Consider the following 24,574-nt stretch of genomic DNA (forward strand, 5'->3'; position numbering starts at 1 on the left):
GTCTGTCTGAAGTGAGACTGTTTATAACTTGAACTGTTGACTCATTCGTTGCATGTCCTCTGCCGTGCTCGACAAATCTTTTACGAGACGATTCATCGTCTCACTCGTCGCCGACATCTGTTCCGTCGAAGCAGCCACTTCCTCATTTCCGGCCGTACTTTCTTCTGAAATCGAAGCAATTTCAGACAGTCCATGTTGAATGTGGTCCTGGTTCGTCTTCACTCGATCGAGTTGGCCACGCATCGAACTCGTCAATTGTTGCATGTGACGAACGCTCTGTTCGATTTCAGTGAACGCACGCTTCGTTGATTCAAGTGTCGCTTTCCCTTCCTCTGCAGCCGTCATGCTCTCTGTAAAGGTTTGACCGAGCGCAATCGAGTTTTGTTTGACGCTTCCGACGATTTCCGAAATTTCACTGACAGACTCAGCGACACTATCCGAAAGTTTCCGAATCTCCGAGGCGACGACGGCAAACCCTTTTCCGTGTTCACCGGCCCGAGCCGCTTCAATCGCTGCATTGAGTGCAAGCAAGTTTGTCTGTTGTGAAATTTGACGAATCATCGTGACCAGTTCCGTCACCTCGTCCGCTTGTTGTTCAAAGTCGCGGACTTGTCCTTGTGATGTTTTCACTTGCGCATGAATGTGAGTCATTTGATTGACGGCACTCTCCATGTAACGTAGACCATCCATCGTCACCCGACTGACGACTTCCGCCTGCTCACTCACTTGTTCTCCGTCTGATGTCGTTTGCTCGACAAGTGTCGAAAATTCATTCATATGTCCGTAAAGACGCATCGTCAAGACACTTTGATTCTCAACACCGCTTGCGATTTCTTCCATCGTATAGGCAATTTGGCGAGAGGCATCATTTACCTCTTCTGAGATACCTGAAACGTTGCCACTCTCATCCCGTACCGTCTGTGCCGACGTTTGAATGCCGGAAATCAAATCTTTTAACATATGTGTCATCTTATCCATCGATACCGTCAGACGTTTGATTTCGTCATTAGATTTTAACTTAATACCTTCAACCGCAGTCGTCGCTGTCGCCAAATCACCTTCAGCAATGGATGTGGCCACACGTTCTAGCGCTTGAAGTGGACGCAATTTCCAGCCAAGATAACGCCAGATGATGATTCCCGAAACGACAAGGAGCACGAGTAAACCGATTAAGATTGGAACTAAACTCTCTTTTAAGACATCTCCTGTAATCGCGGAGACCTCAGTAGCAGCTTTATCAATTCCGAGTACCCCAACTACCTCGTTCCCTTGTTTAATCGGGACGAGCACCGTCACATACTTCCCGTACTCCGGATCATCGATGACATCTGTCGTGACCGTCTCTCCTTTGAATGCGGCCGTTGCTCCTTCATACGTCATCGCTGTAGTCGGAGACCCGATTTCTGCGGCATCCGCCTCGCTCAATCCGTCCACGATCATTCGAACTTCCTCACCCTCTGTGGCGATCGTGTATACATACATCGCTCCAATTTGCTGACGATATGCATCTAAATATTCACGAAACTGCTCATACTGCTCATTTTTTGACGGATTCGTTACGAAGGATGCATAGGCATCGACATCCAATGATTCACTAATCCGTTCACCATCTTCAATTAACGTCGCATGTAACGTACTGAGTACGGAATGCTTCGTACTGAAGTATTGCACTACTCCAAACAAAATGATGAGCAACGTGACGAAGACCAACATTGATGCTAGAATGCGCGTCTGTAACGACTCTGATTTCTGTTTCATCTCAAAATTCCTCCATTCTCTCCTTACTCTTTTTATCGGATAGAATAGACTTATCTCCACAAAAAAACAGGCGATTTTCGACAACATCGCCTGTTTCTTATTCACCATTTGTCGAATTAATGACTTCGAGTGGTATCGTGATTTCCGATTCACCTTCTTCAACGAGATGGAAGAGTGGAAGTGTCTCTGATACGAACAGATCCGGGTCTACGTCCGTCTGATACTCATACGTCCGAATATCCTCTTCACGCTCTGCAATCAGTTCACCAAACGGAATCGCAACGCGTTCGCCTTCGACCTCATAACTCATGACCGTCGTCGGATCAAGACGACGATTTTCGAGCATTCGAATCGTGAAGAGCATCGTCGTGTTATTCGTTCGCTCAAGAGAAACGGCGATTGCATCGGACTGTCCTGCACGTTTATCAATCATCGTTTCATCCACATTTTGTTCGTAAACGACGTTCTCTTCACTCGACTCTTCTGTCTGGAGCTGCTGACAACCCACAATCGTCATCAAGCCAACTAATAATACAATGACTAAAGCACGCATCCCATTTCTCCTTACTTCAAGGCGAAAGTGAGTTCTGCTTCACAAGCAACTTCTCCGTCGACCGTGGCCACGGCACGTCCTTTACCAATTGGTCCACGAATTTTCATGATTTCTACCTCGAGGCGAAGTTGATCACCCGGGACGACTTGGCGTTTGAAACGGCAGTTGTCAATCCCTGCAAAAAAGGCGAGCTTGCCTCGATTCGATTCGTCTTTCAACATTGCAAAAGCACCGACTTGTGCGAGTGCTTCAACAATCAAGACACCTGGCATGACATTATAGTCTGGGAAATGCCCGTTAAAGAACTCTTCATTCGCCGTGACATTTTTTAATCCAACAGCACGCTTCTTTTCCTCGACTTCAATAATTCGATCAATTAACAGAAACGGGTATCTGTGTGGGATTACTTCTTTGATTTGCTCAATTGTATACATCCATCCACCGCCTTTAAGAGGTTAGCCAAAAATCGGTGATATGGCGCCAGGTCTCGATGTCAAATACATCTTTCCAATCGCCTCCGCCAATGACGCTATATCCGATGACCGCTCCGAGGGCGAGCATCGCGATTGCCAACACTAAAACAACGAGCACGCGCAGTAAAATCGGGAATCGACGATGATTCGATAATCGCGATTGCTTTTTCTGCTTCGTCTCTTGTTCTGGTGAACCTTTTTGTTCTTCCGAACTCGTCTGTTCATCGTTCGCCACGTCCAACCATCCTTTCAGCTAAAATGATTATATCATATTAGTACCTGGTATTAAAATGCGTAAATTGCTACCTTTTTAGTGTACCCTATGCAGAAAAGTCGAACAAGCATCCTTCCCTGATAGAAGTCGAACGATTTATTTCTTTCCCTTCAAATATGCTACGCTTAGACTATTCAACGTCAGGAGGTTTGTCTATGTGGAATGAATTTAAAAAATTCGCAATGCGGGGGAACGTCATCGACTTGGCGATTGCTGTCGTACTCGGTGCAGCGTTCACTGCAATCGTGAACTCACTCGTCAACGATATCTTTATGCCGCTTCTCGGAATCATTATTGGAGGAATCGATTTTTCTAGCTTAAAAGCAAGTGTACTCGGAGTGGACGTGTTATATGGCAATTTTATTCAACAGATTGTGTCCTTCTTCTTGATCGCCATCGCCCTCTTTTTGATTGTCAAAGTCATCAATCGTTTACAGCGTGAAAAAGAAGTGGAGGAAGCTGCTATTCCGACACCAACGAAAGAAGAGCAACTGTTGACAGAGATTCGTGATCTGCTAAAAAATCGTTCTTTATGAATGCGAAGGCGCCCGACTACTGTCGTGGCGCCTTTTCAATGAGGTGACGCACGCGTTGGACCGCATTCGTCAGCAACGGAGCTGCTTCCCAAATCGCTTCTTCTAACGTCATGATCCGAGACACGATTGGAAAAATGGCGACGATGCCGGACTCCATATGCGATGTGTAATCGGACTGTCCGGTGAAGACGAGGGTCGGGACCCCATGCGTATTCGCAAGGCGTGCCAACCCATACGGTGCCTTTCCCTCAAAGCTTTGCGCGTCAAATTTACCCTCTCCTGTAATCAGCCAATCTGCTTTTTCTAACTGTTCTTCGAGCTTAGACCAACTGACCACTTCTTCGATGCCACTCACGTAGATTGCACCAAGCTGCAATAGCGCAAAGCCGATGCCGCCAGCCGCCCCTGCTCCAGGAAGTGCTCTTCTATCCACTTCAAAACAGTTCGCGTAGTGATCGAGGATCCGGTCATATCGCTTCACTACATCTGCCGCCAATCCTTTCTGGGGTCCGAACACATAGGCTGCTCCGCTTCCACCAATCAATGGGTTCTGTACATCGGAAGACATTCTCCATACGACCTCGCGCGCACGCGGATGAAGACCGGACCAATCAATTGATGCCACTTCTTCTAGTCGATGGGGAATGGTCGATAACACAGAGCCGTTCGCATCAAGAAAACGAACACCTAACGCTTCGAGCAATCCTTTCCCACCATCCATCGTTCCGCTCCCTCCGAGCCCGATGGTGATGATCTTCGCCCCACGCTCTAGCGCTTGAACGATCTGTTGACCGACTCCGACTGAACTGTAGCGCCACGGATCGACATGAGCGAGGAGTGTCAATCCTGCTGTTTCCGCCACTTCGATTACCGCGTGCCTCGTTGACGGCTCGAAACCAAAACGTGCAACGCGCTGTATTCCATCCAAGCACACGACATTTTCTTCTATAATGGTTCCTTCTGCATGTGTCGCAATCCAAGCATCCAAAAAACCTTCTCCTCCGTCAGAGATCGGTATGATGGTGACCTCATGCCCTTCAAGCGCACGAAGGACCGCTTGATTTGCTTCCATACTCGAAAGTGAGCCTTTGAATGAATCCATCGCGACTACAATCCGCATTGATGCTTCTCCCCCTTTGTCTATAAAAAAACCGCTTCTCGGCTCGAGAAGCGGTATGCGTTATGGACGTAACGCCGTGACAAGCCCCATCATCTGATCGCTCATCGACATCGCCCGTGAGTTCATTTGATATGCTCGTTGTGTGATTGTCATATCAGTCATCTCTTTCGTCAAATCAACGTTCGATGACTCGAGTGTCCCTTCAATCAATAGATTTCCGAGTGGACGATCGACTTCGGTCTCCAAATCCGCTTCGAACACGTTATCACCGAGCGGACGTAATTCCGACGTATTGCGGACTTCTACGATGTCGAGACGTCCGAATTCTTGTTCAACGCCATTCACACTCGCAACGACCACACCGTCTTGACGAATGCGCTGATTCGTCGCATCGTTCGGCATCGTGATTGGATTACCGTCATCTCCAAGAAGCGGATTCCCGTTCACATCAACGAGCGTCGTCTCGTCACCGACTGACAATTGCATGTTTCCACTTCGAGTCACCCCGACACCGTTCGGCGTGTCCACGACAAAAAATTGACGGCTCGCCTTTAAAAAGACGTCCAATCCACGATCTGTCGTACGTACTTGTCCGATATTGAACTGCTGTGTAATATCGGCGACATGTCCCCCGACTCCAATCCGAATCCCGTTCGGTGTGTCTCGACCGACTTCGAATTCAGGACGCGGTTGGTTGTTATACGCCTGCGACAATAGCGAAGCAAAATGCCCCTGTTGACGCTTAAAGCCGACCGTATCGACATTTGCGATATTGTGACCTGTCACATCTAATTGACGCTGAAGTTGAGACAGAGAGTTGACCGAGTTATAAATGGACTGCATGGTGTTCCTCCTTAACGAATACGAGCGATTTCGATTGCCCGCTCGGCACTTTTATCATACGCTTGGACGACCTTTTGATTCGCCTCAAACTGACGATACGTCATCATCAAGTCTGCCATCGTCTGGTCGAGGTTGACGTTCGCTTCTTCAATAAATCCTTGTAGTACTTCGACCTGGGCCGGCGCCGGGGCATCACCCGTCACACGCCAGTCATTGCCGACTTGTTCAAGAGTCGTCAAGTCATCGATTTGGTAGGCACCAAGAGTCGCCACGTTTTGTCCAAGCGATGTGATGACGCCATCTTTCCCAACTTGAAACTCACTCGATGGTAATTGGATTCGTTCCCCTTCATCAGAAAGGATATATCCGCCGTCCGCAGAACGAAGGAAGAGCGTCTCATCGATCGAGAAGCGTCCATTTGTCGTATATAACGTCTCGCCGCCTTGTTCGACTGCAAACATCGGGGCTCCCGCAAAATCAGTAGGTGCCTTTAAATACAGGTCGGTCGGGCTACCGGATTCTGTGATACTCCCAGCTGAGAATCGGGGCATTGTTTCTTGAAGATAGACGCCCATTGATAGGGTACCTACTTCTCCCTTCACGCGCGATTTCGCGTTATCCGGATTGCTGACTTGTGCAAGAAGCATCTCCGGAAACGAACGTACCACGCCATCAGACGCTTTGAAGCCTGGTGTTCTCACATTACCAAGGTTGTTGCTCAAAATCTCTTGTTGGCGTTGCAGGGCATTCATCGCTCCCGCTGCTGTATATAATCCGCGTAGCATAATCGTCTTCCTTTCATCCTATAACATGATTCACTCTCTATATCGTACCAAACGAGCGTGACATTCACCGTTTTTTCAAAAAAAGTTCATCCCATAAATTAGGATGAACTCTCTTCATTGACATGGTCGACCATCGGTAACTCGACAATCATCGTCGTTCCTTCTCCTAGTTGAGATTGAACAGAGATGGTACCACCGTGCAGTTGAACGATTTCTTTACAGATTGCTAAACCTAATCCGGTTCCACCAATGCGTTTACTTTCTTCCGATGCCGAACGATAAAATTTATCAAAGATTCGTGTTGCATCTTCTTCCGAAAGTCCTAACCCTTCATCCGTGATCCCGATTTGAATCGTGTCATCTTCACACGTGACATCGACTGTCACATTCCCACCGCGTGGAGAATACTTGATGGCATTGTTCAAGATGTTCGAGAATACTTGACGTAATTGGGCCGGATCTCCCGCGACGAATAGCGATTCATCACAATCAAAGTGGAAGAAATGATGCTCCGTCGACCCTGCGTGGATTTCGAGTAGATCTGATAATAAATCATATAGACTCTCTACTTTAAAGTCAGGTACGCTCATACCCGCCTCCATTTTTTGAACATCTAGCAAGTCACTCACGAGTCGTTCGAGCCGCTTTGTCTCACTCGCAATCATGTCTAAATAGCGCTCTCGCTTCGTGTTTTCCAATTGACGACTTTTGAGCAGTTCTGAAAAACCAAGAATCGAGGTAAGGGGCGTCCGAAGCTCATGTGATACTGTCGCTACAAGCTCTGTTTTCAAGCGATTGATTTCTGTTTCCTGGGTAATATCTCGTGAAACGAAGATGACACCTACACGTTCATTTTGAAGATCAATCGGTTCGGCGTACATGCGAATCGTTTTCTGACCCTCATGCATCGTATACGTGAACGCTTCGTCGAACATACCTTCTTCTTTAGCACGCTTCGTGAAGCGATTCAGTCCCTCTTGATCATCAATCTGGTTCATGAACATCGGGTAATACATCGCAATCGGGTATAGACTGCCCCGTTCTGTTGATGGAATCGGATGTTCATATAACTCAAAGAGCGCACTGTTCCCAAAGCGTTCATTCGTCTTGAGTTCCGTGTAGACGATAGAATCGCGCATCGTGTGCAAAATTCGAGCGGTCTTCTCTCGTTCGAGATTCACTTGATCTTGTTGGCTCCTAAGTGAGGTCGCCATCTCATTAAACGCTTTCGACAGTTGTCCGACTTCGTTTTGTAGCGGTTTAATCGGGATGAGCGTTGCACTCGGATTACTCGCAAGTCGCTCACTGTTAACCATCAGCGTCTGCAGTTGATTGGTCAACCTTAAAATATATGGCTGCAACCCGACAAACAATATGAACAATGCCCCGAGTAGAATCAAAAGCCACATCCATTGGGCTTTCACCAACTGTTTTGACAGCGCATCTCGCAATTCACTTTCTTGAAAATCAAGATTTTGTCGATAGTCGGTAAAGACCGACTCCATATCGACGATGCTCGCGCTCATATCGGCAGCACTACTTGAGTTCAATTTAAATCGCGTCTGAGTCGACGTTTCATTTTTCGGCATGAATTGCCCGACCGTACGCATTTGCAGGAAGGATTCATCAATTTCTCCTGCCTGCTTCGCAACCACATATTCTTCAAGTGCCGGCATGACGCGTGTTGTATAAATGGAGAAGAGAAGTCTCGCATCCTCTGCGAACTGTACTTCTTCCGCGTTTCTTGCTTGTGTCTCGAACCAGGTCGTTTGCTCGTCGATGTTCGTTTGAGCTGTTCTTACTTCTTCTAATAGCGCACGTTCTCCTAGCAGGACGTGCCCTCGTAATTCATATTGCATCGATTGCCACGTTTCAAACAGGTCTGTCGCCCGTGCACGTTGCTCACTGATTCTTTCTAATTTTACGGTCGTCTCTTGAATCGATTGCTGTGTATAAAAATAGGTTCCAATTGACGTGAGCGTCACTAAGGCAATCAATATATAGAAAATTGTCATAACTTGTCGACTAATGCGTTGTTCAATCCAACGTTTCATGGAATGCCTTCTTCCTTCACTCTTAGAATGCTTCACCTCGTACGGTGAATGACTTTTTCTGTTCAAACAAAAAAAGTTCGGGTACGATGATGAGACGGAGAGTCACTTCAAAAATCCATTCACCTAATAGGAAGAATAACGGAAGGACCTCACAAGAAACTCACAAAGATTGAAGGGAATGTGCACATGACGCGTAATCGAATGACGTTTATCTTCATCCTTGTGATGTTGATTGGCGTCAGTCTCACTTTATTGATTCGACATCAGTCGATTAATCCAACCGTCACCGTTGACAAGGGCGAAGCTTCTCTTCTCTCTTCTACTGTTGACGAAGAGATTTTACGACTAGACGGCTCATGGCGTTATGAGTCAGGAATTGTCAGCCAAGTTGATCGTCGCTCCTATCGAACCATTCCGTTTACAACCCCTTATCGTGAATCTACCTACGAACTCGATATCGCGTTGCCAACCGGTACGTATGCCTTGCTCATTCCAAAGTCCCTATCATCCTCTAAGATTTTGATAGATGGGAAAATGGTTGAAACGATACAAATTGGAAACAATCGTCTCGTCGAGCAGCCGTCTCTCCTCCTGCTCGATGATGAGACAAAACAATTCCGACTGACGATTCAACATGAACGACAGGCAGGTAATTTCGCACCCATCGAAGAAAGTATATTGGTCGGACCGTTACATGCCATCATGACCACTCAAAATGCTTATGCCGGCTACGAATTTTTCATGTTGCTCATTTCACTTTTGATTGCCATGTTCTATGCCATCGTCTATCTCTTTCACCGAAATGAACGGTTGTATGGTTTCGGAACAGCTTTCTTTTTTTTGACGAGTTTTTCAATCATGTCCCGAGACGGCATGTGGATCTCGGGTAGTGATAAGTTGACGTTAAGTTTAGCCTTACTGAGCATCATCATGTTAATCGAGTTTTCGCGATGTTTGGAACGTGTGTCATTTGACCGGTTTTTGGCCATTTCGAGATATCCACTATATGGATTGACTGTACTAGCCATCTTCCTGCCCTCTTCCGTTTACGAAGTGTATGAATACTTTGTATGGATGATCGTTTTATTTATCACGTTCTTCTGGGTCGGATTGAATATTGGATGGCTTCTTGAAAAGTACAAGACAGGCAATCCGCTCGAGTTACTAACCTTCACGCTCGCCCAACTCGTCGGGTATATCGGAATCATGACGTCGACGTTCATCGTCTCGCCCAATCAGCAGCTGTACGCCAATACGTTTACCATCATCTATTTCCTATTGATGTTTTTACTTCTACCGATTCACTTGTCTACCGACAAAAGGAAAAAGCAACAAGTCGAGGTGTTGGCTTCTCAGCACGAGATGTCCTTCTTTAATGCTCAAATCAAACCTCACTTCCTTTACAATACGTTCGGGAATGTGATTGCACTCTGTTACACATCTCCACCCGATGCTGCTCGTCTACTCAGTCACTTGAGCACTTATGTCCGCTTCATTTTTGAAAATGGTCGAACTGAAAATGAGATATCGATTCGTCAAGAAGTCGATATGATTGACTCGTATCTCGCCATTGAACAGACACGGTTTCGTGATTCGTTCTACGTCGAGAAAGAAATTGATGAATCTCTTCTCGACTGTTCGATTCCACCTTTATTGATTCAACCACTCGTTGAAAATGCCGTGCGACATGGTCTCTATCGACACCCAGGACAAAAGCGATTGACACTTTCTATCCAGGAACGAAACGGAATGATTGAGGTTTATGTTCAAGATACAGGGAGTGGGTTTGATCCAAACGTATCAAACAAAACATCTGGGATTGGGATTTGCAATATTAAAAGTCGAATCGAACACCTTCATGGTGCAACGTTTGACTTAGCTTCCACTTTGAAAAAAGGCACCACCATTCACCTGCGTTTACCAAAACAGGAAAGGACGAATCATTTAGATGCGTACGATTTTAATTGAAGATGAACATCATATTTTAGGAATGATGGAGCGGATTGTAAAAGAGGAGCCGTCTCTTGAGTGGATTGGTTCATTCCAAAGTCCGGTTCAAGCTCTCACTTTTATTCAAGAGCACCCGGTAGACCTTGTCTTTTTAGATATCGAGATGCCTGAAATGACGGGACTCGAATTGGCGACCTATTTGCCGGAACGGACACAAGTCGTCTTCACGACCGCCCATCAACAGTATGCCGTTGAAGCGTTCAATTTGCATGCCACGCATTACTTGTTGAAGCCCATCACAGAGCAGATGATTCATAACGTCATTCCGCGTATCATCCAGCGCTATGAGGCGATTCAACAAAAGAATCTCAATCAATCTTGTCGCATACAATTTCTAGATCGTTTTTCGGTACGAACACAAGATGGAAATCTTGTGAAGTGGCCAACACAAAAAACAGAGGAGTTATTTGCCTACTTAGTTTTTCATCGTAAGCAGGTCATTAATAAGTGGGTGCTTGCCGAAACCCTTTACCCGGACATCGATGAACCACAACGCGCCTTACACAACGTATACAACACGATTTATCGATTGAAAAAGACGTTAGCTGAACATGAACTCGATATAACTGTTAATACAATAAATAATGGCTATTCTATCGAACTTGGTGATTCCTGTGCCTGTGATTATTACGATTGGCTTGATGCACCTAATCCTTCAATTTCTAAAACAGACTTAAAAAATCGTTTATTTGTTGATAAAGACTATACATGGCATTGAAAAAAGACATCTCACACTTAAAGTGAGATGTCTTTTTTTTTATTGTATCCATCGAACGTTCTCTATTAGCGCCCAGTAAACCCTCCGTCAACGTGAAGATGTTGGCCATTCACCCATGCGCCGTCTGGGCCCATCAAGAAAGCGACGAAGCGAGCCGTATCTTCAGGCGTCCCCATTCGCTTGTAAGGAAATAATGGTAGCAAGTGTTCGCGAAGTTCGTCATTGATCCAACCCGTATCCGTCGGTCCCGGATCGAACGCATTCACCGAAATGCCGTATTCTCCTAATCCATTCGCCAACGCAGGTGTGATGGCAATCAATGCACCTTTCGTTGCGATGTAGGCCAGGTTATTCGCATCCGGTCCCCCCGATACGAAGAACAGGATTCGCCCATCTTGATGTCCCGCTTGTTTATAGCGCTCAATAAACGCAAAGGTGAGTCCGAGTGTCCCTTCGTTATTCACCAGGTAATGTTTTCTCAATACGTCGGTTGTAAAGTTCTCAACGTTGACATGTCGCTCATAGGTCGCGTTATGGATTAGCCTGCTCGGTATACCAAGTTTAGCTTCCATTCGATCAAGTAATCCGACCTCGTCTCCTGAAGCCAAATCGTATGCCTCATGCTCGACACGGGTCCCTTCTTCAGTCAGTTCTTGAACCAATCGTTCGATGAAGCCAATTTCTTCCCCGATTCCTTCTTTAGCGTCAAACGGACTCCAGTGCGTCAAGTACAAGTCATGTCCTTCAGAAGCAAGTTTTCGCGCAATCGCAGCACCGATGCCTTGATTGCGACTGACGCCAGTAATGAGTGTAAGTGGTTTGTTCATGATGTCCTCCGATTCTATTTGATTATTCTGTTCAGTCTATTAGTGAATCGGTGCCATCATGATTCCCCTCTCATTGATTAATGATTTCATTATATACAATTTTTCCCACGAATGACCTATATATTCGTATCCTCTTTAGATATGATGGACATATATGATTCATCACATCGGTATTGGGAGGCGCTTATTTGAAAAAGTTGATCATAACGACATTTTGTACATGGATATTGAGTGCTTTGCTCTATGCTGCCTTGACGGATGAATCATTTGTCACGCTTACCCAATCCGTCGACGTCAATCAGAACGTGTTGGAGCGCTACTTGACAACTCAAGTCATGTCTCCTAATTTCGGTGGGGATGTTTATGCCAGCTATCAAATCCTCGGGACGAGTACGACTCGACAGGAAGTGTATGTATGGGTGCTTCTACAAGAATATTATCCTAACCATCAACAACTTGAGCGAGGGACCGGAATGTCTGCTCCAATCGTCTTAAACATTGACCATTCCTCAGGGGTCTCTCGGATTGTCAATCATACGTTACCTCGAGATGGCTCATATTATCCTAGCGACTTACATACCCTATTCCCATTACATATTTCTATCGGCTTAATGTCTCACCCAACAGGACTTACCAACCGTCTCCAACGTCAACTTGAATCAGAGTTACCCCTTCCTGTTTCAAATACATATTGAAAGGATGAATCCCATGAGCCTCATTCAACAAATTAAACAAATCTACATCCCTGTCAAAGAGTTAGACCGTGCCGTTCAATTCTATCGAGACACGCTTGAGGTACCCTTTCTCTTTCAAGCAGGATTGCTCGCATTTTTCGACTGTGGGGGCATTCGCCTCATGTTGTCCCCTCCAGAGAATGATGTTTTTGCAAAATCAAGTCCAATTCTCTATTTGAGTATCGCATCCATCGATGATGCTTATGCTCAGTTGAAAAATGCAGGAGTGACTTTCATTGATGAACCACACTGTGTGGCAAAAATGGGGACGACAGAAACGTGGATGAGTTTCTTCAAAGATTCTGAAGGTAACGTGTTGGCACTCGTCTCCGAAATATTGAGTTGAACATACAAAAAACAAGCGACCGCACGCGGTCGCTTGTCTGTTTATTTCAATCGATCTAAGTTTTCGAGCATGATCCCCGTTCCGTGCGCGACACTGAGTGTCGGCTCCTCGGCCATCATGACCGGCAACATGACACGCTCTGCGACGAGTTGGTCAAGACCGTGAAGGAGTGATCCCCCACCTGTCATGATGATTCCGCGGTCGATGATATCCGCTGCAAGTTCTGGTGGTGTCTGTTCAAGGACACGCTTCGCTGCTTCGACGATTTCATTAGCTGATTCAGCCATCGCTTCACGAAGTTCTTCTGACGTAATGGTCACCGTACGAGGCAATCCACGTACCATGTCACGTCCACGAATATCCATCGATTCGTTACGCCCTCCTGGGAAGACCGTCGCGATTTCTTTCTTGATTTGTTCAGCCGTACGTTCTCCGATGATCAGCTTGTGCTTCTCTTTGATGGCACGAAGGATGTCCGTATCGAAGCGATCCCCTGCAATCTTGATAGTCTCACCGCAGACGATGTCTCCCATTGATAAAATGGCGACGTCGGTCGTCCCACCACCAATGTCAATGATCATGTGACCAACCGGCTTCCAAATATCCATGCCTGAACCGACTGCCGCAGCTTTTGGTTCGACGGCAAGGAAGACTTCTTTCGCGCCAGCTTTCTCAGCAGCTTCACGAATGGCTTTTGCTTCAACCGGCGTGACGTTCGCAGGTGTACAAATCAGCATGCGGATGCCTCCGAAGAAGCCTCGGACTTGAATTTTCTCGATGAAGTGACGGAGCATTTCTTCTGTTGTGGCGAAATCGGCGATGACTCCGTCACGGAGAGGACGGATCGCCACGATATCACCAGGTGTACGACCAACCATCTCATACGCTTCTGAACCGACTGCTAGTACTTTTCCTGTAGAGCGTTTTATCGCAACGACTGAAGGTTCGTCTAAGACGATTCCTTTCCCTTTGACGTGAATGACAACGTTTGCTGTCCCTAAATCAATCCCGATATCTTTTGAAAACATGATGTATAGGTTCCTCCGTTCGTTTCTTCATTGAAAAGAGCGAGAAGAGTCTCTCCTCGCCCTCTAATTCGTGCTCGTTTCTTAGTTCTGAACCATTTCTTCAGCAACTTCGACAGTTCCTTCAATACGCTCGATGTCAGCACCGAGTGCTTGAAGTTTCTTGTGGAAGTCAACGTATCCACGGTCGATATGATATAAATCTCCAACGCGTGTCTCTTCTTCCGCGATGAGACCTGCTAGAATAAGTGCTGCTCCGGCACGAAGGTCCGTTGCGACAACTTCCGCTCCTTGAAGGCGTACGCCACCTTTGACGATTGCTGAACGTCCTTCAATCTTAATGTCCGCGTTCATACGACGGAACTCTTCGACGTGCATAAAGCGATTCTCAAACACCGTTTCCGTGATGACAGATGTACCGCCCGCTTTCAAGACGAGTGCCATCATTTGTGACTGCATGTCTGTCGGGAATCCTGGGTGTGGCATCGTCTTCACATCAACCGGCTTCAATTCGTCTGGTGCCGTGACACGCATGCCTTCTGCCGTATCCTCGAAGTGGACACCCATTTCTTCCATTTTTGAAATCAATGGACGAAGGTGCTCACGTTCTGCACCGATGACTTCGATGTCACTACCTGTGATCGCACCAGCAACGAGGAACGTACCTGCTTCGATACGGTCTGGAATAATCGAGTGTTCTGCACCGCGAAGTGTTTCTACACCTTCGATGCGGATTGTTTCTGTACCTGCACCGCGAACGTGTGCGCCCATTCCGTTTAAGAAGTTCGCAAGGTCGACGATCTCAGGTTCTTTTGCAACGTTCTCGATGATAGTCGTACCCTCTGCAAGCACAGCTGCCATCATGATGTTCTCTGTCGCACCAACAGATGGGAAGTCCAAGTAGATTTTAGCACCTTGGAGACGGCCTTCTACAGAAGCTTCTACGAATCCGTTTCCGATGACCGTTTTCGCACCCATCGCTTCGAATCCTTTTAAGTGGAGGTCAATCGGACGTGAGCCGATTGAGCATCCGCCCGGCATTGCTACACGAGCGTGACCGAGACGGGCAAGAAGAGGTCCCATGACGAGGATTGAAGCACGCATCTTCCGCACGTACTCAAGCGGTGCTTCATCTTTGATGTCGCCCGACGCATCGACAGTTACTTCATTCTTTTCTTCATTGAACGATACCTCTGCACCGAGGTGACGAAGTACTTTGTTAATCGTGTACACGTCAGCAAGACGTGGTACGTTTTGTAAGATTGACTTTCCTTCGCTAGCTAATAGAGTGGCAACCAATGTTTTGAGTACGGCGTTTTTTGCTCCCTCAACGCGCACAGTACCTGACAGTTTACGTCCTCCACGGACTACGATCAAATCCTTCATATCTCTCTTTGTCCTCCAACTTCATTGTTTTTTTATATAGTGCGTCGATATCCGAATCCGGATGTGATGATGTCGATTATTTGAATGGTTTGCAAAACGTGATGATTTTTCATTCATTAATCAATCTGAATAATAAATAAGTGCAAATTGAATGAAAAAAACATCATGTCAGACGAATTTATCCTACATGATAATCATATAGGAGTCGTTACAGCAGGATTACAGTTTGTTAAATATTCTGCGACTACTGTATAGGTGCGAGCGCCTGCGCCAGTCGAATGTACTCCAAAAAGAACTGGGCAATCAGTGAACCGAAGACAACCGCTACGAGAACGCGCAAGACAGCAGCTTGCGGACTCCTCACTTGATTGAGCAACTTATCCCATTTGACGGGTAAGAGTGCCCACCAAGCGACGTAGATCGCTATGATATAAATCGCTAGCGAAAATACGGTATTGACCATCGACGATTCCCCTCTTTTCTAAAATTCGTACCATTTTTAATCATATCATGACATGTTAGAGAAAAAAAGACTTAGGGTCTTAAGCTTCGAGCGGTTTGAACCATTCGATCAACTCACTTTCTCTACAAGCACACCAAAAGGGACGTCATCAGCAGTAAGGTCTTACTACAGTAATTGACGCCCCTCACATATTTCAAACATTATTCAATCGATTCGTCAAGGCTACGAGACCAGCGAATCGCTTCGACGTAATATTGAGACCAATCCGAATCTGTGTTATGGAGCGGAATCGTCAACTGTTCGTAGTCGATGACATCCTCTAACAACTTTCGCAAACCGTTCTGTTCACCGAGTAACGCTGCCTTTACAGGAGGCGCCACCGGAAGCTCTGCAATCAACGTTTGCATTGCCTCATCGAGAATGACGTCGAGTGATGAAAAGATTCCCGTAATGAATGCATCAAACGGTAATACATCTGTCAATGTATCCTCCGCAATCAACTCCATCATTTTTCCGCGAATGACACTCTGTTTAATCAGTTCTTTCGATTCAGACGTCTGCATCTCTCGAAGAAGCATCAAATAAGACCATCGTTTCAACTCATCTAGTCCGATTCGCGCGACGGCTTGCTCGATTGATTCAATCGTTCGACGACCTTTTTGATACACCGTATTGACCGTACGGAGCATCTTATAGGATAGGTCGACACTTCGCTCAATTTGCGCTGAAATCCGTCGAAAACTCGGTTCCGGACGATCGAGCTCTTTCAACATTTCAATGAGCGTGTGACGCAACGGATGCACTTCGGCCCCGTGCACCACGATGGGACGACTAAAGAAGTACCCTTGGAACATTTTATATCCGAGTCGTTTCGCAATCTCATACTCTGCGGGTGTCTCGATTTTTTCCGCCAAAAATTCGACTCGGTGTCCGAGCGCATCAATCAATTTTTGCTGTTGATCGACTGGGGTCGCTTGATAGTCGATTTTGATGATGTCGGCGAGTCCAATCAATGGGCGATATTTCTCTTCAAATACGAAATCATCCAGTGCAATCGTATAACCTTGACGTCTTAACGAGCGGAGAGACTGTAATACTTTCTCCGTCGGTTCGACATGTTCGAGCACTTCGACGACGAGCGATTGACGTGGTAGCAACGAAGGCACTTCCCCTTCAATCAACGTCTGAGGGAAATTGATGAACGCGCGCGTCCCTTCTGTCAATTCCCGAAAATTGAACACAAGGTAAGCGTTATGAATGACGTCAGCTGTTGCCAACGAATCATCTACGTTCTCAAAAATATTATTTTCGCTGCGGCGATATAACAATTCGTAGCCGCAAACGCGTAATTGTTGGTCAAAAATTGGTTGTCGCGCAACGTAAACTTTCATTCCCTAATCTCCTTTACGGTAGTTCCCACCTTTATTATCGGTCTTCTTCCATATATTTTTTACTAGTCCCGTCATTTAGAAGCACGACAAAAGACCCATCTTTTCCAAAAAACAACAAAAAAACTCCCACACTTTCGTGTGAGAGTCATTCTTATTCTTTCATATCGCGAATGCTTAAGCGGTTGATCGCTTTTTTGAGCGCAAGTTCCGCACGACGGAATTCGAGTTCCGAGAGCTTCGTGTCTTGAAGACGACGCTCGGCACGAACTTTCGCCGCAGAAGCGCGATCATAGTCGATCTTATCCGCCATTTCGGCTGTTTCAGCTAAGATCGTCACCGTGTCGGGACGAACTTCCATGAAACCGCCGCTGATTGCGATCAGCGTGCGTCCACCATCTTCGTGGCGCAGCTTGAGGACTGAGACGTCGAGTGGCGTCACCATCGGGATGTGCTTTGGCAAAATACCAAGCTCACCAGTGATCGATTTGGCGATGACCATTCGTGCGTCTCCTTCAAAGGCTGCACCATCCGGGGTGACGACGTTGACGTGAACAGTATTCATCGTCTAGTTTCCCCCTTCCGCGTAGGTCTTAGACCAACGTCTTCGCTTTTTCGATGACGTCTTCGATTGGACCGACGAGACGGAATGCATCTTCAGGAAGATCGTCGTGTTTACCTTCGAGGATCTCTTTGAAGCCGCGTACTGTCTCTTTGACTGGCACGTACGAACCTTTTTGGCCCGTGAACTGCTCAGCCACGTGGAAGTTTTGTGATAAGAAGAACTGAATACGACGTGCACGGTGAACCGTGAGTTTGTCGTCTTCAGACAACTCGTCCATCCCGAGGATAGCGATGATGTCTTGAAGTTCTTTGTAACGCTGAAGCGTCTGTTGAACGTTACGTGCAACCTCATAGTGCTCTTTCCCTACGATTTCAGGAGAGAGGGCACGTGAAGTCGATGCGAGCGGGTCAACGGCTGGGTAAATCCCCATCTCCGAAAGACGACGCTCAAGGTTTGTTGTTGCATCAAGGTGGGCGAACGTTGTTGCCGGAGCCGGGTCCGTGTAGTCATCGGCTGGTACATAAACCGCTTGAATCGAAGTTACCGATCCTTTTGCAGTCGATGTGATTCGCTCTTGAAGCATACCCATTTCAGTCGCAAGTGTCGGCTGGTAACCTACCGCCGATGGCATACGTCCGAGAAGGGCTGAAACCTCAGAACCTGCTTGTGTGAAACGGAAGATGTTATCAACGAAGAGAAGAACGTCTTGTCCTTGCTCGTCACGGAAGTACTCTGCCATTGTCAAACCAGTCAAGGCAACACGGAGACGTGCACCAGGTGGTTCGTTCATCTGACCGAAGACCATCGCTGTTTGCTTGATAACGCCTGAGTCCGTCATCTCGTGGAACAAGTCATTCCCTTCACGCGTACGCTCACCGACTCCTGCGAATACAGAAATCCCGCTGTGCTCTTGCGCGATGTTGTTGATGAGTTCCTGGATGAGGACGGTTTTCCCTACACCGGCACCACCGAAGAGGCCGATTTTACCACCTTTGATGTATGGTGCGAGAAGGTCGACGACTTTAATCCCTGTTTCAAGGATTTCAACTTTCGTTGACAATTCGTCAAATGTTGGCGCTTGACGGTGAATCGGTGCACGAAGCACGTCAGCTGCCACTTCTTTATCATCGATCGGGTTACCGAGAACGTTGAAGACACGTCCAAGTGTCGCTTCTCCAACTGGTACCGAAATCGGTGATCCTAAGTCAAGTACTTCCATACCGCGGCGAACGCCGTCAGTTGAGTCCATCGCAATCGTACGGACCGTGTCGTCACCAAGGTGAACAGCTACTTCGAGCGTCAAGTCGACACTAACATCGTCCGCTGTCGCTGCCACGTGTGTGACTTTGAGAGCGTTGTAGATGTTCGGTAAGTGGTTGTCGAACTTTACGTCGATAACTGGGCCCATGACTGCGACTACGCGGCCTTTCATGCCGTATTCGTTCATCGTGTTAGCCTCCTACAATCTAGAGGGCGTGCGCTTATTCAAGCGCCGACGCACCTCCGACAATCTCTGTGATTTCTTGTGTGATCGCTGCTTGACGCGCGCGGTTGAATTTGAGTTTGAGTCCGCGAATGAGTTCATCCGCATTGTCTGTCGCACTCGACATCGCCGTCATCCGGGCTGCGTGCTCTGACACTTTCGCATCGAGCAATGCGCCGTAGATGAGTCCTTCCGCATAACGTGGGAGGAGCGCCGCTAAGATCGTTTCTTCTTCTGGTTCGTATTCATACATCACATTGGATGCGGACTGTTCGATATCCCCGAGCGGGAGCAATTGTTGAATCTTCACTTCTTGGCTGATGACCGAGATGAACGAGTTGTAGCAAAGCTTCAATTCATCAATCTCGCCCTCGCTGAAGGCACCTACCGTCTGTTTGACGATTTCTGCGACTTCAACAAAAGTTGGTTGGTCGTTTAGCCCTGTCATCGCGCTATACACCGGAATGTTGCGTGACTTGAAGAACTGGACACCGACTTTCCCGATTACGTAAAGACGATACTCATCTGTTGATGTGTGCTTGTCTTTGAGTTCACGGTACACGTCACGCAAGACGCTGGCGTTGTATCCACCTGCGAGTCCGCGGTCTGACGTGATGACGATATAACCAGTCCGTTTGACGGGACGTACTTGAAGCATCGGGTGTGTCGCGCCTGATGTACCACCGGCGATCGACGAGATGACTTCTTGCAACTTGTCCATGTACGGCTTGAAGTTGGCGTTGTTCCCTTGGGCCCGGTTCAACTTTGATGCCGACACCATGTTCATCGCTTTCGTGATTTGCTTCGTGCTTTGGGTCGAGGTGATCCGCATCTGGATCTCACGTAATGATGCCATTTCGATTCACCACCTTAATAGACGCTCGTCACCGGATTAAACCGATGGCGAGAACGTCTTTTTGAATTCCGTAATTGCGTCGACCATTGCCTCGTCTGAAGGAAGGTTTCCTGTCTGACGGATTTCACGGCAGAGGTCTTTACGGTTTTGGTCGAGCCATGCGTTCATTTCTGTTTCGAAACGACGGATGTCTGTGACTGGGATGTCATCGAGATGACCTTTCGTGAGTGCGTAGATGATGATAACTTGCTTGTCTACAGAAAGCGGTGCGTTCAAGTCTTGTTTCAAGACTTCAACCGTACGCTGACCACGGTTCAACTTCGATTGTGTCGCTTTGTCGAGATCTGATCCGAACTGAGCGAACGCTTCGAGCTCACGGTAAGACGCGAGGTCAAGACGAAGTGTACCAGCAACTTTCTTCATCGCTTTCACCTGTGCCGAACCACCAACACGTGATACTGAGAGACCGGCGTTGATTGCTGGGCGTACCCCAGAGAAGAAGAGGTCCGACTGAAGGAAGATCTGACCGTCTGTGATCGAGATAACGTTTGTCGGGATATATGCTGAGATATCCGATGCTTGTGTCTCGATGAACGGAAGTGCTGTCAATGAACCACCGCCGAGTTCGTCGTTCAACTTCGCTGCACGCTCAAGAAGGCGTGAGTGGAGGTAGAAGACATCCCCTGGGTAGGCTTCGCGGCCTGGAGGACGACGGAGAAGGAGCGAGAGCTCACGGTAAGCTGCCGCTTGTTTCGAAAGGTCATCATAAACGACGAGGACGTGTTGTCCGCGATCCATGAAGTACTCACCCATCGATACCCCTGCGAATGGTGCGAGGTAAAGAAGTGGTGCCGGCTGTGATGCCGATGCCGAAACGACGATTGTATAGTCGAGCGCTCCGTTTTGACGAAGCGTCTCTACTACGCCACGTACAGTCGATTCTTTCTGACCGATGGCAACGTAGATACAAATCATGTTCTCTTCTTTTTGGTTGATAATCGTATCGATGGCAACAGATGTTTTACCTGTCTGACGGTCACCGATGATGAGCTCACGCTGACCACGACCGATTGGAACGAGGGCGTCAATCGCCTTAATTCCTGTTTGAAGTGGTTCGTGAACCGATTTACGTGCCATAACGCCGTAAGCTTTACGCTCGATCGGGTTATAGTTGTCAGTCACGATTGGTCCAAGACCATCGATTGGTTGTCCGAGTGGGTTGACGACACGTCCGAGGAGTGCCTCACCAACTGGAACTTCCATGATGCGACCTGTACGTTTGACAGAATCGCCTTCTTTGATGCCTTTGTAATCGCCAAGGATGATAATCCCGACGTTACCTTCTTCTAAGTTTTGCGCCAAGCCCATTACGCCGTTAGAGAACTCTACGAGTTCCCCCGCCATAACGTTATCGAGTCCGTGTGCACGAGCGATACCGTCACCTACTTGAATGACTGTACCTGTCTCGCTGACTTCGATTTCAGAACCGTACGAAGCGATTCGTTCTTTTAGCAGGGCGCTGATTTCTTCAGCTTTGATTGTCATTGAATTCACCCCTATTTCTTACGCATTCAACAATTCACGCTCAAGGCGTGTAAGTTTCGTTTCGATCGTATCATCGTACGTCGTGTATCCGACTTGGACACGGAGTCCACCGATGACTTCTTCATCGACGACGTTATTCAATTGGAGCGTCTTCCCGAGCTTCTGTCCGAAGACGAGTTCGACGTCTTTCAAGTCTGTTGCCGACAATGGGTAGGCGCTTGTGACAATACCCTCTGCAATTCCACGATAGTCGTTGATCAATTCGCGGACGTAACGTGGCAATGCGCGAACCTCTGCCGCACGGTCATTTTCGACCATGACGAGAAGTGTGTTCACGACAATCGCCGTCATATCACCAAAGCTGTCTTTTAAAAGCTGTGCAAGCTCGCTGTCACTGACTGCCGGATTCGTTAAGAGATCCATGAGTTCAGGAGTCGCGTGGAGCACTTCATCGAGCAGACGCACTTCCGCTTCGACTTGGTCGAGCGTGCCTTGTTCCCGCGCTAAGTCGAAGAGCGCTTTGGCATAGCGTTTTGCTAATGATGCGTTCATCAGTTCGCACCTTTCGCTTTAGACAGGAAGTCTGTGACGAGGGCACGCTGTTTCGCTTCATCACCTTTAAGGTCTGTTTGAAGGACGTGGCGTGCTGCCGAAAGTGCCTGTGTGACGACTTCCGTTTGAAGAGATTGTTTCGCAAGCTCACGCTCGCGCTCAATCGCTTTCTCTGCCTCGATTTTAATTTGTTCGGCTTCCAAACGCGCCTGCTCCACCAAGCGTGCTTGTTCTGCTTCTGCTTGTCGACGGCTTGCGTCGAGCATTTCTTTTGACTCAGTACGTGCTGCACTGAGTGCATCACGTTGTTCAACGACATAATGTTCCGCATCTTTGCGGCTCTTTTCAGCGAGTTCAATTTCGTTCGCTACATACTCTTCACGCTGTCTCATCATTCCAAGGAGTGGTCCCCAAGCAAATTTCTTCAACAGGGCCAAGAGTACGAGGAATGTGAAAATTGTAAAGATCATATCCAGAATGCGGAGGCCTTCGCCGCCAGCACCAGCTGCAATCATCATCGTATCCATGCATACCCTCCTCTTGACTAAATAAGTGAGGGAGACGTGCTCCCTCTCATGCTATTCTCGTTAACTCGGAATCAAGAGTTGAGGAGAAGGAAACCGACAGCCACACCGATGATCGGGAGGGCCTCAACCAAACCGATACCGATGAACATTGTTTGACGAAGTTCGTTTTTGAGTTCTGGTTGACGTGCTTGTCCTTGTACTGTTCCGTATACGATCAAACCGTTACCGATACCAGCTGCGAGTGCTCCAAGTCCGATAACAAGTGCTGTTGCGAGAAGATTAAGTTGTTCCATTGTGTATATTCCTCCTAAAAGTTAAGTAAATAATTTGATTGTAACGCTTTGGCGAGATGTCCGAATCAATGTTCGGCCGAAGCTTTGTGCCCGATGTACACCATTGCAAGCGTCAGGAAAATGTAGGATTGGATAACCCCGATAAAGATTGAGAAACCTTGCCATAGAATCATTGGGAAGACCGCAAAGATTGCACCGAGCGGGTTGAGTGCGCCTTCGGCTGTAATCGCGAGTCCCAAGATGATGGTAATCATGATTTCACCGGCAAAGATGTTACCGTATAGACGCAAACCGAGCGTCAACGTGTTCGCAAACTCCTCGATCAATTTGATCGGAAGCAAGAACCAGACTGGTTTTACGAATTCCGCCGAATAGTGTTTCAATCCGTGCAGTTTCACCCCGTAATAGTGCGACATTGCAACGACGAGTGTCGACAACGCCAAGGTTACGTAAGGATCGGCTGTCGGTGAGTTGAACCACAAATAGTGTCCGGAAATGACGTTAAACGGTAGACCCATCAAGTTTGAGAAGAGAATGAACAAAATCAACGTCATCCCAAATCCAATAAAGCGTCCTCCTGTCTTCCAGTCCATCGCACTTGCGATGATTCCACGTACGAACTCCGCGAAGAATTCCATGAAGTTTTGTTTGCCAGTCGGCTTCATTGCCAAACGTCTTGTCCCCCAAATGGCGAATACGAAGACGAGTAACGCTGCAACTAGCACTGTAATGACGTTCGTCCAGCTCCCGTATAACGTATAGTCCCCAAAGTGCAGAGAATATGTGGGAAACTCATGACCCATTAATATTCACCTCTTTTCCTGCTGAGCTGGGCAAGTGTAAACTCGCCAAATTGTATGATGTGGCCGGCGATTAGACCAGTTACCACCGCGATGACGGACACTCGATCCTCGTAGAGAAGACCGACTATCACTGCTAACGCACCGACCGCCATTCTTGAAACGGTCCCGTGCGACTTTGGTCGTCGTCCATGCTCGATGACGTCATACATACGTATGACACTTCGATTCTGCATATGTAGAATGATGAGACTCCCGACCCCGCCGATGAACAATCCGAGAAAAACGGCTTTGTACATCGGGACGATGAAGGCGCCAACTAACAAAATTGCAAACCAAATGGTAAACCATTTCGTATAACGCTTCATCAACTCTTTTTGTGCTTTTCTGTCTGCTTGAATCGTATTCATTCGTCCTCTCCTGTCAATAAACTCCGAAGGGTGAGAACTAGCGCCGTAACCCCGAACACGAGTCCAAGGATAATCGACACATTCCAACCAAACGTGCCCCAAAATTCACGTCTTTCGCCGTACTGTCCGACGAGATAACCGATGACAATCGGTCCAGCAAGTGCTGTCGAGATTTGTGAAGCGAGCGAGGCATAGGATAGATAACGATTGTCTTTTTTCGCCATCCAAATCCCCCTTTCGAGTCTCACGT

The 24,574-nt window shown here is 47.4% G+C and carries 28 protein-coding genes; 5 read left to right on the forward strand and 23 right to left on the reverse strand.

Annotated features, from left to right (window positions below):
- Window positions 1-21: 21 nt before the first annotated feature.
- From F3H97_RS09750 to F3H97_RS09765, 4 genes are all read right to left on the reverse strand, one after another.
- On the reverse strand, window positions 22-1,758 hold the full coding sequence (locus F3H97_RS09750; protein WP_196431261.1) for a methyl-accepting chemotaxis protein: 1,737 nt from the start codon (window positions 1,756-1,758) through the stop codon (window positions 22-24).
- Window positions 1,759-1,855: 97 nt separating this feature from the next.
- Complete coding sequence (locus tag F3H97_RS09755; RefSeq protein ID WP_074035755.1) at window positions 1,856-2,311, reverse strand: hypothetical protein; 456 nt, start codon at window positions 2,309-2,311, stop codon at window positions 1,856-1,858.
- A gap of 11 nt (window positions 2,312-2,322) precedes the next feature.
- The gene (gene fabZ, locus F3H97_RS09760) at window positions 2,323-2,745 is read right to left on the reverse strand and encodes a 3-hydroxyacyl-ACP dehydratase FabZ (protein WP_031422282.1); all 423 of its coding nucleotides are present in this window, start codon (window positions 2,743-2,745) and stop codon (window positions 2,323-2,325) included.
- A gap of 13 nt (window positions 2,746-2,758) precedes the next feature.
- A complete protein-coding gene (locus F3H97_RS09765; RefSeq protein ID WP_031422281.1) occupies window positions 2,759-3,019 on the reverse strand; it encodes a DNA-directed RNA polymerase subunit beta in 261 nt (86 codons plus the stop codon).
- Window positions 3,020-3,213: 194 nt separating this feature from the next.
- Here F3H97_RS09765 and mscL point away from each other — a divergent pair, with 194 nt between their 5' ends.
- Window positions 3,214-3,594, forward strand: a complete 381-nt coding sequence (mscL, locus tag F3H97_RS09770; RefSeq protein ID WP_196431262.1) for a large conductance mechanosensitive channel protein MscL — start codon at window positions 3,214-3,216, stop codon at window positions 3,592-3,594.
- 16 nt (window positions 3,595-3,610) lie between these two features.
- Here the strand turns inward: mscL and F3H97_RS09775 are convergent, their stop codons facing one another.
- From F3H97_RS09775 to F3H97_RS09790, 4 genes are all read right to left on the reverse strand, one after another.
- The gene (locus F3H97_RS09775) at window positions 3,611-4,714 is read right to left on the reverse strand and encodes a glycerate kinase family protein (RefSeq protein WP_196431263.1); all 1,104 of its coding nucleotides are present in this window, start codon (window positions 4,712-4,714) and stop codon (window positions 3,611-3,613) included.
- Window positions 4,715-4,774: 60 nt separating this feature from the next.
- Window positions 4,775-5,557: a flagellar hook-basal body protein gene (locus F3H97_RS09780; protein ID WP_196431264.1), complete on the reverse strand. Its 783-nt coding sequence runs from the start codon at window positions 5,555-5,557 to the stop codon at window positions 4,775-4,777.
- Between the two features lie 11 nt (window positions 5,558-5,568).
- Window positions 5,569-6,342, reverse strand: coding sequence for a flagellar hook-basal body protein (locus tag F3H97_RS09785; protein WP_159562963.1), 774 nt, complete (start codon window positions 6,340-6,342; stop codon window positions 5,569-5,571).
- A 98-nt stretch (window positions 6,343-6,440) separates the two neighbouring features.
- Window positions 6,441-8,396: a HAMP domain-containing sensor histidine kinase gene (locus F3H97_RS09790; RefSeq protein ID WP_196431265.1), complete on the reverse strand. Its 1,956-nt coding sequence runs from the start codon at window positions 8,394-8,396 to the stop codon at window positions 6,441-6,443.
- 186 nt (window positions 8,397-8,582) lie between these two features.
- Here F3H97_RS09790 and F3H97_RS09795 point away from each other — a divergent pair, with 186 nt between their 5' ends.
- Entirely contained in the window at window positions 8,583-10,364 is a 1,782-nt protein-coding gene (locus F3H97_RS09795) for a sensor histidine kinase (RefSeq protein ID WP_196431266.1), read from the forward strand.
- The gene (locus tag F3H97_RS09800; RefSeq protein WP_159562966.1) at window positions 10,345-11,124 is read left to right on the forward strand and encodes a response regulator; all 780 of its coding nucleotides are present in this window, start codon (window positions 10,345-10,347) and stop codon (window positions 11,122-11,124) included. The genes F3H97_RS09795 and F3H97_RS09800 overlap by 20 nt, the downstream gene beginning before the upstream one ends.
- Before the next feature lie 65 nt (window positions 11,125-11,189).
- Here F3H97_RS09800 and F3H97_RS09805 read toward each other — a convergent pair whose 3' ends face one another.
- Window positions 11,190-11,951: an SDR family oxidoreductase gene (locus tag F3H97_RS09805; RefSeq protein ID WP_196431267.1), complete on the reverse strand. Its 762-nt coding sequence runs from the start codon at window positions 11,949-11,951 to the stop codon at window positions 11,190-11,192.
- Window positions 11,952-12,139: 188 nt separating this feature from the next.
- Here F3H97_RS09805 and F3H97_RS09810 point away from each other — a divergent pair, with 188 nt between their 5' ends.
- Together F3H97_RS09810 and F3H97_RS09815 are read left to right on the forward strand one after the other, a co-directional pair.
- Window positions 12,140-12,646: a hypothetical protein gene (locus F3H97_RS09810; protein WP_196431268.1), complete on the forward strand. Its 507-nt coding sequence runs from the start codon at window positions 12,140-12,142 to the stop codon at window positions 12,644-12,646.
- A gap of 13 nt (window positions 12,647-12,659) precedes the next feature.
- Window positions 12,660-13,031: a VOC family protein gene (locus F3H97_RS09815; protein WP_196431269.1), complete on the forward strand. Its 372-nt coding sequence runs from the start codon at window positions 12,660-12,662 to the stop codon at window positions 13,029-13,031.
- A gap of 41 nt (window positions 13,032-13,072) precedes the next feature.
- Here the strand turns inward: F3H97_RS09815 and mreB are convergent, their stop codons facing one another.
- The 14 genes from mreB to F3H97_RS09885 form a co-directional block, all read right to left on the reverse strand.
- The gene (mreB, locus tag F3H97_RS09820) at window positions 13,073-14,059 is read right to left on the reverse strand and encodes a rod shape-determining protein (RefSeq protein ID WP_074035738.1); all 987 of its coding nucleotides are present in this window, start codon (window positions 14,057-14,059) and stop codon (window positions 13,073-13,075) included.
- 81 nt (window positions 14,060-14,140) lie between these two features.
- Complete coding sequence (gene murA, locus F3H97_RS09825) at window positions 14,141-15,442, reverse strand: UDP-N-acetylglucosamine 1-carboxyvinyltransferase (RefSeq protein ID WP_012727351.1); 1,302 nt, start codon at window positions 15,440-15,442, stop codon at window positions 14,141-14,143.
- Between the two features lie 244 nt (window positions 15,443-15,686).
- Window positions 15,687-15,905 carry a DUF1146 family protein gene (locus F3H97_RS09830; protein ID WP_031422262.1) on the reverse strand — a complete coding sequence of 73 codons (219 nt, stop codon included), beginning with the start codon at window positions 15,903-15,905 and terminating at the stop codon, window positions 15,687-15,689.
- Window positions 15,906-16,105: 200 nt separating this feature from the next.
- A complete protein-coding gene (locus tag F3H97_RS09835; RefSeq protein ID WP_031422261.1) occupies window positions 16,106-17,296 on the reverse strand; it encodes an EAL and HDOD domain-containing protein in 1,191 nt (396 codons plus the stop codon).
- Window positions 17,297-17,447: 151 nt separating this feature from the next.
- Window positions 17,448-17,858: a F0F1 ATP synthase subunit epsilon gene (locus tag F3H97_RS09840; protein WP_196431270.1), complete on the reverse strand. Its 411-nt coding sequence runs from the start codon at window positions 17,856-17,858 to the stop codon at window positions 17,448-17,450.
- Window positions 17,859-17,886: 28 nt separating this feature from the next.
- Window positions 17,887-19,305 (reverse strand): F0F1 ATP synthase subunit beta, encoded by a 1,419-nt coding sequence (gene atpD, locus F3H97_RS09845; RefSeq protein ID WP_012727355.1) that lies wholly within the window; start codon window positions 19,303-19,305, stop codon window positions 17,887-17,889.
- Window positions 19,306-19,339: 34 nt separating this feature from the next.
- On the reverse strand, window positions 19,340-20,197 hold the full coding sequence (atpG, locus tag F3H97_RS09850; RefSeq protein ID WP_012727356.1) for an ATP synthase F1 subunit gamma: 858 nt from the start codon (window positions 20,195-20,197) through the stop codon (window positions 19,340-19,342).
- Between the two features lie 36 nt (window positions 20,198-20,233).
- Entirely contained in the window at window positions 20,234-21,742 is a 1,509-nt protein-coding gene (gene atpA / locus F3H97_RS09855; protein WP_074035730.1) for a F0F1 ATP synthase subunit alpha, read from the reverse strand.
- A gap of 18 nt (window positions 21,743-21,760) precedes the next feature.
- The gene (locus F3H97_RS09860) at window positions 21,761-22,294 is read right to left on the reverse strand and encodes a F0F1 ATP synthase subunit delta (protein WP_074035728.1); all 534 of its coding nucleotides are present in this window, start codon (window positions 22,292-22,294) and stop codon (window positions 21,761-21,763) included.
- Window positions 22,294-22,821, reverse strand: coding sequence for a F0F1 ATP synthase subunit B (atpF, locus tag F3H97_RS09865; RefSeq protein WP_074035726.1), 528 nt, complete (start codon window positions 22,819-22,821; stop codon window positions 22,294-22,296). The genes F3H97_RS09860 and atpF overlap by 1 nt, the downstream gene beginning before the upstream one ends.
- Before the next feature lie 71 nt (window positions 22,822-22,892).
- Window positions 22,893-23,114, reverse strand: a complete 222-nt coding sequence (atpE, locus tag F3H97_RS09870; protein ID WP_012727360.1) for a F0F1 ATP synthase subunit C — start codon at window positions 23,112-23,114, stop codon at window positions 22,893-22,895.
- 65 nt (window positions 23,115-23,179) lie between these two features.
- Window positions 23,180-23,917 (reverse strand): F0F1 ATP synthase subunit A, encoded by a 738-nt coding sequence (atpB, locus tag F3H97_RS09875; protein ID WP_074035724.1) that lies wholly within the window; start codon window positions 23,915-23,917, stop codon window positions 23,180-23,182.
- Window positions 23,917-24,324: an ATP synthase subunit I gene (locus F3H97_RS09880; protein ID WP_074035722.1), complete on the reverse strand. Its 408-nt coding sequence runs from the start codon at window positions 24,322-24,324 to the stop codon at window positions 23,917-23,919. Before F3H97_RS09880 ends, atpB begins: the two co-directional genes overlap by 1 nt.
- Complete coding sequence (locus F3H97_RS09885) at window positions 24,321-24,548, reverse strand: hypothetical protein (RefSeq protein WP_012727363.1); 228 nt, start codon at window positions 24,546-24,548, stop codon at window positions 24,321-24,323. Before F3H97_RS09885 ends, F3H97_RS09880 begins: the two co-directional genes overlap by 4 nt.
- Window positions 24,549-24,574 lie beyond the last annotated feature (26 nt).

The organism is Exiguobacterium sp. SRB7LM, assembly GCF_015712685.1.
GTDB lineage: Bacteria > Bacillota > Bacilli > Exiguobacteriales > Exiguobacteriaceae > Exiguobacterium > Exiguobacterium profundum.